The following is a 14,758-nucleotide window of genomic DNA, read 5'->3' on the forward strand; positions in this document are numbered from 1 at the left end:
AGCGACGTCAACGATGCATTGACAGTGCCGCCGCGATGCGGCGGGTCGCCTCGCGGGCGGGGGCCGGCAGGCGCGGCCCGACGTCGGTCAGGTCGCCGACGAGGTACGCGGCGAGCGCGTACAGCGAGCCCGGGGCGGCGGCGTCGAGGGCCGTCGCGGTGGTGCGCCGGACCAGCGGCGCTCGGCGGAAACGGCCGTCCCACCCCCGGTCCGCCTCGATCCACCGGTGCAGGTCGGACACGGCGGCCCGCACCGCCGCGACGTCGGGGGCGCAGGCCCGGTCCCGCCGTGCCTGCCGCGACCGCCGGGCCGCCACCAGACGCTGCCGGCGCTGCTCGGCGGCCTGCCGGCTGCTCAGGCCCAACGCGCCGGCGATCTCGGCCCAGGTGGCCCCGTCGTGCCGGGCCCGGTCGATCAGCTCCAGTTCCCGCTCGTCGAGCCGGGCCCGGGCCGCGGCGACCTCGGACAGGCAGGTCGGCTCCGGAGTCACCTGTCAACACTACATTGACAGGCGACCGCCGCCGCTACTCCTCCGGTACGCCCGGGCCGACCTCGCCGTGGGCCAGGTGCGCGGCGTTGCGGTCGGCGTCGCGGGTGGCGTTCGCCTCCCCCTCGGCCGGGTCGGTGGTGCGCCGTCCCTCGGCGTCCTGGAACACCCGCCCGGTCTCCAGCGGGTCCTCCTGCTGCCGTCCGAACTGCTCGGGTTCCGTCATGACCGCCCAGTGCCCCCGGTGCGCCGGGACAAACCGGCCCGGGCCGGCCGGGGTTCATCGTTCGGGGGGCCGTTGGTCCCGGGTCCCGGGGCGGTCGGCCCCTGACGGTCCGACGCCGCGAGGGCCAGGCTGGGAGGGCGCCGACGGGCGGGGCACGGAACGACGTGAGGGTGATGCGGGTGAGCAACGGCGGGCCGGGCACAGTGACGACCACCGCGACCCCCTCGATCCCGCCGCCGGCGGCCGGGCTCACCTCCACCCGGGCCGCGGCCCGGCTGCGCGCCGAGGGGCCGAACACGGTCGCCCCGCCGCGTCGTCGTGGACCGGCCGGCCGCGTGCTGCGCCAGCTCACCGACCCGCTGGTGGCGCTCCTGCTGGCCGCCGCCGTGGTGACCACCCTGCTTCGCGACTACCCCGACACCGCGGTGATCGTGCTGGTCGTCCTGATCAACACCGCGATCGGCGTGGTGCAGGAGATCCGCGCCGACCGGGCGGTGGCGGCCCTGGACCGGCTCGCCGCACCGACCGCGCGGGTGGTCCGCGACGGCCGTGACCTCGTGCTGGCCGCCGCGGAGCTGGTCCGCGACGATCTCGTCCGGCTGGAGGCCGGTGACGTCGTGCCCGCCGACCTGCGCCTCACCGACGCGGCCCGGCTCAGCCTGGACGAGTCGGCGCTGACCGGCGAGTCGGTGCCGGTCGGGCGGTCGGCCGGCGAGGAAGCGAGCGCGGGCACCGTGGTGACCACCGGCCGGGCCACCGGCACCGTGCTGCGGACGGGCGCGTCCAGCGCGCTGGGCCGGATCAGCGCACTGGTCGCCGCCACCCGGCCGGCGCCCACCCCGCTGCAACGCCGGCTGGCCTCGCTCGGACGGGTCCTCGGCCTGACCGCGGTGGTCCTCTCCGCGTTGGTCTTCGCCCTGGGCGTGCTCGACGGGCGACCGGTCGCGCAGATGGCGGTCACCGCGGTGAGTCTCGTGGTGGCGGCCGTCCCGGAGTCGCTGCCCGCCGTGGTCACGCTCGCGCTCGCCCTGGGCGCCCGCCGGATGGCCGGCAGCCGGGCCATCCCGCGACGCCTGCACGCGGTGGAGACGCTCGGCTCGGTCACCGTGATCGCCTCGGACAAGACCGGCACCCTCACCGAGGGCCGGATGGCGGTGCAGCAGGCGGTCACCGCCGGTCGCGCCCGGTACGCCGTCACCGGCACCGGCTACGCCCCCCACGGCGAGGTGCGCCACCGGGACGAGCCGGTGGGCGCGCCGGACGAGCTGCGCCGGCTGGCCCGGGCCGGGCTGCTCTGCAACGACGCCACGCTGACACCGCCGACCGACGACCGGCCGGAGTGGTCCGCGATCGGCGACCCGCTGGAGGCGGCGCTGGTCGCGTTCGCGGCCCGGTGCGGGGTCGACCCGGAGACCACCCGGGACGCGTGGCCCCGGGTGGCGGAGCACCCCTTCGACCAGGAGCTGCGCCGGATGACCACGGTGCACCGCCGCGGCGACGGGCGGTACCTGGTGGTGTGCAAGGGCGCGCCCGAGAACGTGCTGACCACGCCGCTGACGGACGCCGACGCCGAGGAGTTGGCCGAGCTGACGGAGTCCGCGCGTCGGCTCGCCGCCGAGGGGTTGCGGGTGCTGGCGGTGGCCTCCGCCGTGGTCGACACCCCTCCCGACCCGGCCCGCCCGACCGACCTGCGACCGCTGGGCCTGGTCGGGGTGGGCGACCCACTGCGTGTCCAGGCGCCGGGCATCGCCGCGGGCTTCGAGGAGGCCGGAATCCGGCTGGTGCTGATCACCGGAGACCACCCGGCGACGGCCGCGGCGATCGGCGGCCGGCTAGGGCTCTGGACCGACGGCGACCCGCTGGCCAACGGCGACGACGGCGACCCGGGCCGGGCCCATCCCGACACCCGGGTGTACGCGCGGACCCAGCCGGAGCAGAAGCTCGACATCATCGCCGGCCTCCAGTCGCGCGGACACGTCGTGGCGATGACCGGTGACGGCGTCAACGACGCCCCGGCGCTGCGGCGCGCGGACATCGGCGTGGCGATGGGGGGTGGCACCGAGGTGGCCCGACAGGCCGCCGACCTGGTGCTGGTCGACGACGACCTGACCACGGTGGCGACGGCGATCGGCGAGGGCCGCCGGATCTACGACAACATCCGTCGGTTCCTGCGCTACGCCCTCGCCGGCGGAGTGGCCGAGATCGCGGTGATGCTTCTCGGCCCGCTTCTGGGACTGCCCGTGCCGTTGCTGCCGGCGCAGATTCTCTGGATCAACCTGCTCACCCACGGTGTGCCCGGGGTGGCGCTGGGTGCCGAGCCGGCGGAGCCGGGCACGTTGCGACGCCACCCGCGCTCGCCCCAGGAGTCGGTGCTCGGCGGCGGGCTGGGCCGTGACGTGCTCGTCACCGGCGCGCTGATCGCCGCGGCGGCGCTCGGCGCCGGGGTGGCGGCCGCGTACGCGGACCGGCCGTGGCAGTCGGTGGTCTTCATGGTGCTCGGCCTGTCCCAGCTCGGCGTGGCGCTGGCCGTCCGCGCGACCCGCTCGCCGGGTTCGTCGGACCGCAACCGCGCGCTGCCGCTCGCGGTCGCCGTCTCCGCGGCGCTCCAGGTGGCCGGCGTGCTGCTGCCGCCGCTGCGCGATCTGCTCGGCACGGCGCCGCTGGCCCTCCCCGACCTGCTCGGCTGCGCCGCGGTGGGTGTCCTGCCCGGGATGCTGCTGCGGCTGACCCGCCGGTCCGGTTGACGATCGGTGAAGGAGGTTGTCATGACGATCCATTCCGCGGACCCCGTCGTGGTGGGGGTGGACGGCTCCGCCACCGCCCTGGACGCGGTGCGGGTGGCCGCCCGCGAGGCGGCCTTCCGGCACCGGCCGCTGCGGGTGGTGCACGCGTTCATCTGGCCGCTGACCCGGGCGCCGCTCACCCCGGCGCCCGGCGCGCCCGCCGGCGCCGGGCTGCGCAACCAGGCCGAGCGGTGCGTCGCCGAGGCGGTCGCCGAGGCCGGCAAGGTCGCGCCGGACGTGCCGGTCACCGGCGTGGTGGTCGACGGCGCGCCGGCGGCGGTGCTGGTGGAGGAGTCACGGCGCGCGACGCTGATGGTGCTCGGCCATCGTGGCCTGGGCGGTTTCGCCGGCCTGCTGATCGGGTCGGTCACCCTCCAGGTGTCCGCCCGCGCCCACTGTCCGGTGCTGGTGACGCGCGGTGAGGCGCGGGCGGACGGCCCGGTCGTGGTGGGCGTGGACGGTTCGGCGCACTCCGGCGTCGCGGTCGGGTTCGCGTACGAGGAGGCCGCCCGCCGGGGCGCGCCGCTGGTCGTGGTGCACGCCTGGCTGTACCCGACCCCGATCGGGCCGGGCGACATCGTGCCCCTGGTCTACGACCCCGAGGCGCTGGCCGAGGAGTCGCGGCGGATCCTCGCCGAGGCCGTGGCCGGCTGGTCGGAGCGTTACCCGGACGTCGAGGTGCGGCAGCGGTCGGTGCGCGGCGCCCCGGCGCGGGTGCTGGTGGAGCAGTCGGCCTCGGCGCAGCTGGTGGTGGTCGGCGCGCACGGCCGGGGCGCGTTGGCCGGGCTGCTGCTCGGTTCGGTCAGCCACGCGGTGCTGCACCACGCGCACGCCCCGTTGGTGATCGCGCGGCACGCCGGGTAGCCGCCTCGACGGCGACTCTGAGCGCTGCGCCTGCCCGCCGTCGTCGCCGGCCAGGCGATCCGAGGTACGCGGTCAGCCCCGGCCGGCGTCGTCCGGCCCGCCCAGCCAGGCGCGTACCCCGGCGAGCGTGGCCGGCCCGTAGTCCTCGTCCACGCTGCGGGCCAGGTCGGCCACGGACATCGCGCGCAGCGCGTCGCGCCAGGCGGCGTCGGCGTCGGCCATGGCCCGGGCGATGGCGCACGGCCGGGTGCAGGCCTCGGGTGGGCTCGCCAGCGGCCCGCGCTGGCGGATCTCGGTGCAGACGAACGCGGGCTGGGCGCCGTCGACGGCGGTCACCACGTCGAGCACGGTGATCTGCTCCGCCGCCCGGGTGAGCACGTATCCGCCGGCCTTGCCCTGCACGGAGGTCACCAGGCCGGCGCGGGAGAGCGCCTGCAACTGCTTGGCCAGGTAGCTGCCGGAGACGTCGTGCAGCTCCGCCAGCCGCGCGGCCGGCACCGGCTGCGCGGCCGTGGTCAGCACCACGCAACAGTGCAGGGCCCACTCGACCCCACCGGACAGCTTCACCCGCCCACCCCCTTGACTCGGACAAACTCTATCCGACTAATATCTCGGATATAACGTGTCCGAGTTTGAGGTGTCCTCGAACGGGAATCCGGCGTGCCTGAACCACGTCGGGAAAGGCGGAAACCATGAAGATCGTCGTCATCGGTGGCACCGGTCTGATCGGGTCGCAGGTGGTCCGCGAGCTGTCCGAGGCCGGGCACGACGCCGTGCCCGCGGCGCTCTCGACCGGCGTCGACCTGATCAGCGGCAAGGGGCTGGACGAGGTGCTGTCCGGGGCGGAGGTCGTGGTCAACGTGGCGAACTCGCCGACCTTCGACGAGGCGTCGCTGGAGTTCTTCCGCACCTCGATGGGCAACCTGCTCGCCGCCGGGCAGCGCGCCGGCGTCGGTCACCAGATGGTGCTGTCGATCGTCGGCGTCGACCAGGTGCCGCAGCTGGACTACTACCGGGCGAAGACGCTGCAGGAGGAACTGCTCCGGGACAGCGGAACCCCCTGGTCGGTCGTGCGCGCCACCCAGTTCTTCGAGTTCGTCGACGCGATCCTGTCCTGGACCTCCGACGACAGCACGGTGCGGCTGCCGGCCACCCCGGTGCAGCCGATGGCCGCCGCCGACGTGGTCGCCGCGGTCGTCGACGTCGCCACCGGCGCGCCGCTCAACGCCGTCCGCAACGTCGGCGGACCGGACGCCTTCACCCTCGACGAGCTGGGCCGGGTCACCCTGGCCGCGCGGCACGACGACCGGAATGTGGTGGTCGACGACTCGGCCGGCATGTTCGCCGCCGTCGACGGCGACGTCCTCGTCCCGGGACCGGACGCCCGACTCGCGCCCACCCACTACGCGGACTGGCTGCGCTCGTCCCGCTGAGGGTTGACACGCGTCGCCGCCGGGCCGGTCGGGTCCCGGACAGGATTCGGCCGGCCCGCCGCTGGGTACGAACCAGCGCTTCCGATGGTTTCGACAGGTGAAGCCGCCCGAGCGGAAGCGATGGCAGCGCCATGGGCGAGGACGACCCGAAGGACCGTGGCAGACCATCCATGGAGTACGGCGGCGCGGAGCTGGACCGCCTGGGATTCGTGCTCGTCGACCTGGCCCGCCGACTTCAGAGCGAGAAGAGCGAACAGGGAACACTCGACGCCATCGTGGGCGCCGCCGTCGACACCATCCCCGGCGCGGGCTACGCCGCCATCTCGGAGATCCGCGGCCGCCGCGGGATCCGTACCACGGCCACGACCGACGAACTGCCGTGTCGGGTCGACCAGGTGCAGTACGACACCGATCAGGGACCGTGCCTGTCGTCGCTGTACGAGGAGACGACGGTGCGCGCGTCGGATCTGGTGAGCGACCCGCGCTGGCCTCGGTTCGTCAAGGGCACGACCGAACTCGGCATCCGCAGCATGCTGTCGTTCCAGCTCTACGTCACCGGCGACAACCTCGGGGCGCTGAACCTCTACGCGCGCCGGGCCGGCGCCTTCACCGACGAGTCGGAGCAGGTGGGTCTGTTGTTCGCCGCCCACGCCGCGGTCGCCATGTCCGACGCCCGGCAGATCACGCAGCTGACCCAGGCCCTCGGCACCCGGGACACCATCGGTCAGGCCAAGGGCATCCTGATGGAGCGGCACCGGCTCACCGGCGAACAGGCGTTCCATCTGCTCGTCCTGAGCAGCCAGCACACGAACACCAAGCTGCTCGACGTGGCCCGTCACCTCGTCGAGTCCGGGGAACTCACCGCCTCGGTCTGATCATCCCGGTCCACGTCCAGGCCGAGCAGGGACGCGACGCCGGCGATCTCCAGGACCCGACGGACGGCGGGCGGGGTGTTGACCAGCGACAGGTGACAGTCCTGCTGCTGTGCCCGCCGGCCGCTGTGGAGCAGGACCCGGATCCCCGAGGAGTCCAGGAACCGCACCCCCGCGAGGTCCAGCAGCAGCCGGCGCGGACGACGCCGGAGCAGGTGGGCCACGGTCTGGTCGAGTTGGTCACAGGTCGCCATGTCGACTTCGCCGGTCACCATCAGCACCACCTGACCGTCGCCGATGTCGGTCGCGGCAAGGCGCAGGGGGGCGGTGGGCGGGACGTCTCCGAACGGCACGGGGGAAGCCACGAGATACTCCCACGGAAACGCCGGCGGGGGCGCTCGTGTCAGAACGGTCCGCCGGGCTCGGCAATGGTAACCGACGCCCGTGCTCAACCGCTCTTGACGGTGGTGAGGTCGGCCAGCCCGGAGATGGTCAGCAGGGGCTCCAGCAGCGGGCCGGCGATCAGCGCGATCCGCTCCGCGTGCGGGAACAACGCGGCCAGCCCCGCGCTGTCGAGATACTCCACGCCGGTGAGGTCCACGACGAGGGGATCCCCGTCGGGCCGAACCGCGTCGCCGAGCGCGTCGGCGAACGAGGCCGCGTTGCTCATGTCGATCTCGCCCACGGCGGTCAGCACGCGGGTGCCGTCGGGCCGGCTGCCGGTGGTCAGGGTCAGGGCCGTGCTCATCGGATGATCCTTGCCTGCATGTGGACGGTGGTGCCGCCGGCTCCGGGGGTGACCGTGATGGTGTCCATCAACGCGCGCATGAGCACGAGACCCCGCCCGCGGTGCGGGTCGGCCGGCCGGTTCTGGTCGCGCCAGTGGCCGCTGTCGGTGACGCTCAGGCGCAGGGCGTCCGCGGTGGCGGCGGCGCGCAACCGGATCCGACCGCCGGGGCTGTCCCGGTGGCCGTGTTCGATGGCGTTGGCGCACGCCTCGCCGGCGGCCACCAGCACGTTGTAGGCGCTGGCGGGGGCCAGCCCGCACCGGTCCAGCCACCCGCGCAAGGCGGTGCGCACCTCGGCCAGCCGGGACGACTCGGCCGGGAAATCCAGCTCCAGTGGGCCGGGGTGACGGTAGAGCAGCAGAGCCACGTCGTCGTCGTACCCGCCTTCCGGGGTGAGCTGGTCCATCACCTCGGTGGCGAGGTCCTCGACCGGGGTGCCGCGGCCCTGCTGGATCGCGGCGGTGGCGTGGGCGATGCCGACGGTCAGCGGCTGGCGCCGGCGCTCCACCAAACCGTCGGTGTAGAGCATGAGGGTGGCCCGGGCCGGCACGGTGGCCTCGGCCTCGGGGCGTTCGAGTCCCGGGCGGACGGCCAGCGGCCGGGACCGGCCCTGTTCGAGGAGCTGTGGGGTGCCGTCGGGGTGCACCACGATGGCCGGCGGGTGCCCCGCGCTGGAGTAGCGCAACCGCCCGGTGGCCGGGTCGAGCACGCCGCAGAAGACCGTGGCGCAGGACGCCCCGGGCAGCAGCGCGGCGAACCGGTCCAGGGCCGCCAGCGTCTGGGCGGGGCTGGCGTCCTGCAGCAGCAGGGCCCGGCAGGCGCTGCGCAACTGCCCCATCACCGTGGCGGCCCGCAGGCCGTGGCCGACGCAGTCGCCGACCACGATCCCGATCCGGCCGTCCGGCAGTTCGACGGTGTCGTACCAGTCACCGCCGACCTTGAGCGGGAGCGTGGCGGGGGAGTAGCGCACGGCGAAGCCGGCCGGCAGTTGCGCCGGGCCGAGGATCGCCCGTTGCAGAGCCAGTGCGGTCTCACGCTGCTGGTCGATCTGGTGTACCCGGTGCAGGCCCTGCCCGATGTGGCCGGCGAGCAGCGCCAGCAGCGTCTGGTCCTGTTCGGTGAAGGGCCGCTTCTCGCCCAGGTCGATCCAGAGCGCCATGGTGCCGTCCGGGTGTTCGACCGAGATGCCGGCGCCGTGCGTCCGCGTCGCCACCGGCGTCAGCAGCGGGGTGTCCCGCAGCGCGAGCAGGGCCTGTCGGCGCGCGTCGGGCAGCGACTCCCAGCGCAGCGCGGCGTCGGTGGCGGTGACGATCGGGGTCGGGTCCTCGCCGAACACGGCCGTGACCACTCCGGTGGCGCGCCACAGTCGGCGCAGCTCGTCCAGGACGCCGTGGAGGGCGTCCGGCAGGTCCTCGGCCTGGGACAGCCGCATGCCCAGCCCGGCGAGGGCGGTCTCCCGCTGCACCGCGTAGTGCTCGGCGGTGACGTCGCGGAACGTGCCCACGATCATCCGCCGGCCGGTGTCGGGGTCGTCGACCTGGTTGAACGATGCGGCGATCCAGAGCCGGTGCCCGTTGCGGTGGGTCACCGGCACGGTGTAGGTGCCCTGGTTCTGCCCGATCAGCACCGAGAACGCCGCCGCCACCTGACGGTGCGCCTCCGACTCGGCCTCCGGGTCCGGCCACCACGGCTGCACCGGGGGGTAGGGGAGCCCCTCGGGTCCGTAGCCGAGGATGTCGGTGAACGCGGAGTTGATCTCCACCACCGCGCCGTCCTCGTCGCAGACGAAGAACGCCTCCTGCAACGAGTCGACCAGGGCGGTGCGCCAGCGCGCGTGGTGGTTGCGCAGCCGGGCCAGCTCCACGTTGGCCCGGACCCGGGCCAGTAGCTCGGCCGCCGGGAAGGGCTTGACCAGGTAGTCGTCGGCGCCGGCCTCCAGCCCCTCGATCGAGGCCTCCTGCCCGGCGCGGGCGGAGAGCAGCAGCACCGGAGTGCCGGCGGTGCGCGGGTCGGTGCGCAGCGCGGCGACCAGTTGCAGACCGTCGAGGCGGGGCATCATGACGTCACTGACCACCAGGTCCGGCGTCCGGGTACGCGCGGCATCCAGCGCCGCCTGACCGTCGGCGACGGCCTCCACCCGGTGCCCGGCGGAGCGCAGCAGGCGGGTCAGGTACTCACGCATGTCGGCGTTGTCGTCGGCGACCAGGATCCGGGCCGGCGCGCCGCCGGGCAGCGGCGTGACCGGCCCGTCGACCGGGGCCGCGTCGTCCGGGGTCATGTCGGCGGGGCCGCCGGGCAGCCAGCGCAACGCCTCCTGCACGAACGGCTCGGCCGACGCCGCGACCAGGCCGGTGCCCGCGGGCGCGAGCGCGTCGGCGGGCAGGTGGGTGACCCCGAACGGCAGTCGGACCGTGAAGCAGGTGCCCTGCCGGACGGTGCTGCTGGCGGTGATGGTGCCACCGTGCAGCCCGACCAGCTCCTTGACCAGGGCCAACCCGATCCCGCTGCCCTCGTCGGAGCGGGAGCGGGCGTTCTCGATCCGGTGGAAGCGCTCGAACAGGCGCGGAAGCTCGTCCTCCGCGACGCCGATGCCGGTGTCGGAGACGCGCAGGACGGCCTGCCCGTCCTCCGCCCGCAGCTCCACCCGCACCGTGCCGTCGAAGGTGAACTTCAGGGCGTTGCTGAGCAGGTTGAGCACGACCTTCTCCCACATGCCCGGGTCGATGTGCACCGGGCCGGGCAGGGGCGGGCAGTCGACCTCGAAGGTCAGGCCGGCACGTTCGATCGCCGAGCGGAAGACGCTGGCCAGGTCGGCGGTGACCGCGGCCAGGTCCACCGGTTCGTAGCGGGCCTGCATCCGGCCGGCCTCGATCCGGGAGAAGTCGAGCAGGCTGTTGACCAGCCGGCCCAGGCGCAGCCCGTTGCGGCGGATGACCTCCAGCTCCTCGCGGATCCGCGGGTCGGCGTCCTGCATGAGGCCGCGCAGCTCGTCCACCGGCCCCATGATCAGGGTCAGCGGGGTGCGGAACTCGTGGCTGATGTTGGAGAAGAAGGCGGTCTTGGCCCGGTCCAGCTCGGCCAGCTCCTCGGCCCGACGCTGCTGTGCCTGGTAGCTGCGGGCGCTGGCGATGCCGGTCGCCACGTGGCCGGCGGCCAGCTCCACGAACCCGCGGTAGCCGTCGTCCAGGGCCCGGTAGCGGTTCAGCCCGGCCACGAGGAACCCGTAGGGCGCCGCGCCCTGCTGCCGCAGCGGCATCAGCAGCGCCTCGGTCGGCGGATCGGGCCACGCGCCCGCGGGCAGCTCGGCGAAGGCGGGGCCGTCGAGCGGCACCCGCACCGCCTCACCCTCGGTGGGGGCCCGCACCGGCCAGACCGGCGCCGGGTCGGCGGGCGACAGCGTCACCGGCGCCGCCGGGTGGCCCGCGGCCAGGCCGGTCGCCTCCACCAGTCGCGCGTCACCGTCGGCACCGAAGAGGTACGTCAGCGCGAACGGCAGATCCTGCCGGTTGCGCCCCAGCTGGCGGTTGGCGAAGGCCAGCGTCTCCCGCTCGGTGCGGACCACGCTCGGGTCGGAGCCGAGGTCGCGCAGAGTGGCCATCCGGCGTTCGCCGATCACCCGCTCGGTGTCCTCGCTGACCACGCAGAGCATGCCGACCAGGGTGCCGTCGTCGTTGCGCAGAGGGCTGTAGGAGAACGTGTGGTAGGTCTCCTCGCGGTAGCCGGCGCGCTCCAGGAACAGCAGGAGCCCCTCGTCCCAGGTCGCCTCGCCGGTGCGCAGCACGGTGTCGATGCGGGGGCCGATGTCGTCCCAGATCTCCGCCCACACCTCGTCGGCCGGCCGGCCCAACGCCCACGGGTACTTGCGGCCCAGCGTGTCCCGGCGGTAGGCGGCGTTGCAGAAGAAGGTCAGCTCGGGGCCCCAGGCCATCCACATCGGGAAGCGGGAGGACAGCAGGATCCGCACCGCGGTGCGCAGGCTCTGCGGCCACTCCTCCGGTGGCCCGAGCGGGTGCGCCGACCAGTCGACCCGGGCCAGGTCGGGACCGATCTCGCCGTCGACGGCGAACACGTCGGCACGCGTACGCGGGTCGGTGTCAGCGCCGGTCATCGCCCGAGTCTCCCTCACTACGCGTGATCCTGCTCGTCCGGGTCGCCTCGCCGCGGCCCCCGTGATCCGCTCTTGCCCCGGCACGGTCCCCGCCATTCCGCCCACGCGGAAACGAGAGCGAGTTCACGCATCGTCGCTTTACCGGCAAATAGGGGTATCGGGCGTGTTCGCGCCGACGGAGTTGCCCACGAAGGGCGCGGACGTGGCGGCCTCGGCCGAGATCAGGGTGGAGGCGCGCGTGCGGCTCCCGACCGGCAGCCGAGCCGCGTGTGGCACCTGACCGGCCGGGCGCGACCCGAGCCGGACACGACCGGAGGCAGCCGGACATGGCAAAGGCAGGGAGACGACTCCCTGCCACTTCTAACGTATATCGCACCCGGGGGCTTGCCGCAAGACCCCGGTCATGCCGCAGAATCGTCGGCCGGACGCGGCTGAGCTGGGAAAACGGGGGTGCGGCGATGACCGGACAGTATGTGGTGGGCCTCGACGCGGTCGACGGGACGCAGGTCGCCGTCGTCGGCGGAAAGGGCGCGCACCTGGGCGCCCTGTCGCGTATCGACGGCGTGCGGGTGCCCGCCGGTTTCTGCGTGACGACGGACGCCTTCCGGCGGGTGACGGCCGAGACGCCGTCCCTCGCCGACCGGCTCGACCGGCTCACCCGGCTGCGGCCGGAGGACCGGGAGGCGATCCGGTCGCTCAGCGCGGAGGTCCGTCGCGCGATCGGCGACGTCGCCGTGCCCGGCGACGTCGCCGCGGAGATCACCCGGGCGCTGACCGGCCTCGGCTCCGACGCCGCCTACGCCGTGCGGTCCAGCGCCACGGCGGAGGACCGGCCGACGGCCTCGTTCGCGGGCCAGCAGGACACCTACCTGAACGTGCGGGGTCCGGCCGACATCCTCCGGCACGTCAGCCGGTGCTGGGCGTCGCTGTTCAGCGAGCGGGCGGTGACCTACCGCCGGCGCAACGGGGTCGACGACCGGAGCGTGCGGATGGCCGTGGTCGTCCAGCGGATGGTGTTCCCCGACGCCGCCGGCATCATGTTCACGGCCGACCCGGTCACCGGCAACCGCCGGGTCGCCACCGTGGACGCCGGGTTCGGCCTCGGCGAGGCGCTGGTCTCGGGGCTGGTGGACCCGGACGTGTTCACCGTCCGCGACGGCGAGATCGTGGCCCGGAGGATCGCCGCCAAGCGGCGCGCCGTCCACGCCCTGCCCGGCGGCGGGACCCGGGAGGAGGAGGTCGACCCGGCGCGGCAGGAGCAGCCCGCGCTCACCGACGACCAGGTCGTCCGGCTCGTGCGGCTGGGCCGGCGGATCGAGGCCGGCTTCGGGCGCCCCCAGGACATCGAGTGGGGGCTGGTCGACGACGACTTCCACATCCTCCAGAGCCGACCGATCACGACGCTGTTCCCGCTACCGGCCGTCGACGACGGCGAGAGCCACGTCTACCTGTCGGTCGGCCACCAGCAGATGATGACCGACGCGATGAAGCCGCTGGGCCTGTCGATGTGGCGGCGCACCGCCATGGCGCCGATGCACGAGGCCGGCGGCCGGCTGTTCGTCGACGCCACCCGGCACCTGGCCACGCCGGCGGGCCGGGCCGCCTTCCTCGGCCTGATGAGCCGGTCCGACCCGCTGACCCGGGACGCGCTGGAGACGGTTCTGGAGCGCGGGGACATCGGGCCGGCGTCGCCGGAGCACACCCCCGCCGGGCCGCCGTTCGGCGGCCCGGCGGCGGCGGTGGAGACCGACCCGGCCGTCGTCACCGCGCTCGTCGAGCGCAGCCGGGCCAGCATCGCCGCGCTGCGCCGCGACATCCGCGCCCGGTCCGGGCCGGAGCTGTTCGACTTCCTGGAGGAGGCGTTCGTCGAGCACAAGCGGGTCCTCGCCGATCCGGTGAACGTGCAGGCGATCATGGCGGGCATGGAGGCCACCTGGTGGCTCAACGACAAGCTGGGGGAGTGGCTGGGCGAGACGAACGCGGCCGACACGCTGACCCTCTCCGCGCCCGGGAACGTCACCTCGGAGATGGGGCTGGCGTTGCTCGACGTCGCCGACGTGATCCGCCCGCATCCCGAGGTGGTGGCGTTCCTGCGCGACGTCGACGGTGACGACGGCTTCCTGGACGAACTGCCGGGACTGCCGGGCGGCACGGAGGCGCGCGAGGCGATCGGGGCGTACCTCGACCGGTACGGCATGCGGTGCGTCGGCGAGATCGACATCACCCGCCCACGGTGGAGCGAGCGCCCGGCCACCCTCGTGCCGTTGATCCTCGACCATGTGCGGAACTTCGCCCCGGGTGAGGCCGCGCGTCGCTTCGAGCAGGGGCGGCAGGCGGCGGAACGCCAGGCCCGGGAGGTGCTGACCCGGTTGCGGGCCCGGCCGGACGGGGAGGCCAGGGCCGACGAGACCCGTCGCATGATCGACCGGGTCCGGACCTTCATCGGCTACCGGGAGTACCCGAAGTACGACATCGTCAGCCGCTACTTCCTCTACAAGCAGGCGTTGACGGCGGAGGCCGACCGGCTCGTCCGGGACGGGGTGCTCACCGACCCGGAGGACGTCTTCTTCCTGACGCTCGCCGAGTTCCGCGACGTGGTGCGCACGCACCGGATCGACGGGCGGCTCGTCCGCGAACGCCGGGACGCGTACCGGTGGCACCGGACGTTGACGCCGCCCCGGGTCCTCACCTCCGACGGTGAGGCGCTCACCGGGGCGTACCGGCGCGACGACGTGCCCGCCGGCGCGCTGGTCGGGCTGCCGGTCTCGCACGGGACCGTCGAGGGACGGGCCCGGGTCGTCCTGGACCTGGCCCGCGCCGAGCTCGAACCGGGCGACATCCTGGTCACCGCGCACACGGATCCCAGCTGGACACCCCTGTTCGTCGCCGTCGCCGGCCTGGTGACGGAGGTCGGCGGCCAGATGACCCACGGTGCGGTGATCGCCCGCGAGTACGGCCTGCCGGCCGTGGTGAACGTGCCGGACGCGACCCGCCTGATCCGGGACGGGCAGCGGATCCGGGTGCACGGCTCCGGCGGCTACGTCGAGCTGCTGCCCTGACCGGTCCGGACGGCCAAGGCGCCGGCCACCCGGCGGGGATGCGTTCCCGCGCCCGGCCGGCGAAGACGTCGCGCGATCCGAGCGGTTTCGGGGGGACGTACCCGATTGGCAGTCGCATCTCCCGGCGGCGGCAGCTGG

The 14,758-nt window shown here is 74.4% G+C and carries 11 protein-coding genes; 5 read left to right on the forward strand and 6 right to left on the reverse strand.

Annotation, left to right across the window (positions count from 1 at the left end):
• Positions 1–7: 7 nt before the first annotated feature.
• Positions 8–490: a hypothetical protein gene (locus GA0070622_RS14895; RefSeq protein WP_245666295.1), complete on the reverse strand. Its 483-nt coding sequence runs from the start codon at positions 488–490 to the stop codon at positions 8–10.
• Positions 491–524: 34 nt separating this feature from the next.
• Entirely contained in the window at positions 525–713 is a 189-nt protein-coding gene (locus GA0070622_RS14900) for a ribonuclease (RefSeq protein ID WP_091573845.1), read from the reverse strand.
• A 179-nt stretch (positions 714–892) separates the two neighbouring features.
• Between GA0070622_RS14900 and GA0070622_RS14905 the strand changes: the two genes are divergently transcribed.
• Positions 893–3,457, forward strand: a complete 2,565-nt coding sequence (locus GA0070622_RS14905; RefSeq protein ID WP_245666298.1) for a cation-translocating P-type ATPase — start codon at positions 893–895, stop codon at positions 3,455–3,457.
• Positions 3,458–3,478: 21 nt separating this feature from the next.
• Positions 3,479–4,360 (forward strand): universal stress protein, encoded by an 882-nt coding sequence (locus GA0070622_RS14910; RefSeq protein WP_091573847.1) that lies wholly within the window; start codon positions 3,479–3,481, stop codon positions 4,358–4,360.
• Positions 4,361–4,432: 72 nt separating this feature from the next.
• On the opposite strand, the gene GA0070622_RS14915 is transcribed toward GA0070622_RS14910, so the two are convergent.
• A complete protein-coding gene (locus GA0070622_RS14915; protein WP_091573848.1) occupies positions 4,433–4,927 on the reverse strand; it encodes an RrF2 family transcriptional regulator in 495 nt (164 codons plus the stop codon).
• Between the two features lie 125 nt (positions 4,928–5,052).
• Between GA0070622_RS14915 and GA0070622_RS14920 the strand changes: the two genes are divergently transcribed.
• Both GA0070622_RS14920 and GA0070622_RS14925 read left to right on the forward strand, forming a co-directional pair.
• Positions 5,053–5,793 (forward strand): SDR family oxidoreductase, encoded by a 741-nt coding sequence (locus GA0070622_RS14920; protein WP_091573849.1) that lies wholly within the window; start codon positions 5,053–5,055, stop codon positions 5,791–5,793.
• A gap of 131 nt (positions 5,794–5,924) precedes the next feature.
• Entirely contained in the window at positions 5,925–6,668 is a 744-nt protein-coding gene (locus GA0070622_RS14925; RefSeq protein WP_218060594.1) for a GAF and ANTAR domain-containing protein, read from the forward strand.
• Here GA0070622_RS14925 and GA0070622_RS14930 read toward each other — a convergent pair.
• The 3 genes from GA0070622_RS14930 to GA0070622_RS14940 all read right to left on the reverse strand — a co-directional run bounded on the left by GA0070622_RS14930 (position 6,629) and on the right by GA0070622_RS14940 (position 11,561).
• Entirely contained in the window at positions 6,629–7,030 is a 402-nt protein-coding gene (locus GA0070622_RS14930; protein ID WP_141684579.1) for an STAS domain-containing protein, read from the reverse strand. The genes GA0070622_RS14925 and GA0070622_RS14930 overlap by 40 nt on opposite strands.
• Before the next feature lie 83 nt (positions 7,031–7,113).
• Positions 7,114–7,413 carry an STAS domain-containing protein gene (locus GA0070622_RS14935; RefSeq protein WP_091573851.1) on the reverse strand — a complete coding sequence of 100 codons (300 nt, stop codon included), beginning with the start codon at positions 7,411–7,413 and terminating at the stop codon, positions 7,114–7,116.
• Positions 7,410–11,561, reverse strand: coding sequence for a SpoIIE family protein phosphatase (locus tag GA0070622_RS14940; RefSeq protein ID WP_091573852.1), 4,152 nt, complete (start codon positions 11,559–11,561; stop codon positions 7,410–7,412). The genes GA0070622_RS14935 and GA0070622_RS14940 overlap by 4 nt, the downstream gene beginning before the upstream one ends.
• Positions 11,562–12,019: 458 nt before the next feature.
• Here GA0070622_RS14940 and rph point away from each other — a divergent pair, with 458 nt between their 5' ends.
• Positions 12,020–14,620 carry a rifamycin-inactivating phosphotransferase gene (gene rph / locus GA0070622_RS14945; protein WP_091573853.1) on the forward strand — a complete coding sequence of 867 codons (2,601 nt, stop codon included), beginning with the start codon at positions 12,020–12,022 and terminating at the stop codon, positions 14,618–14,620.
• Positions 14,621–14,758: the final 138 nt, after the last annotated feature.

The organism is Micromonospora sediminicola, from assembly GCF_900089585.1.
Classification (GTDB): domain Bacteria; phylum Actinomycetota; class Actinomycetes; order Mycobacteriales; family Micromonosporaceae; genus Micromonospora; species Micromonospora sediminicola.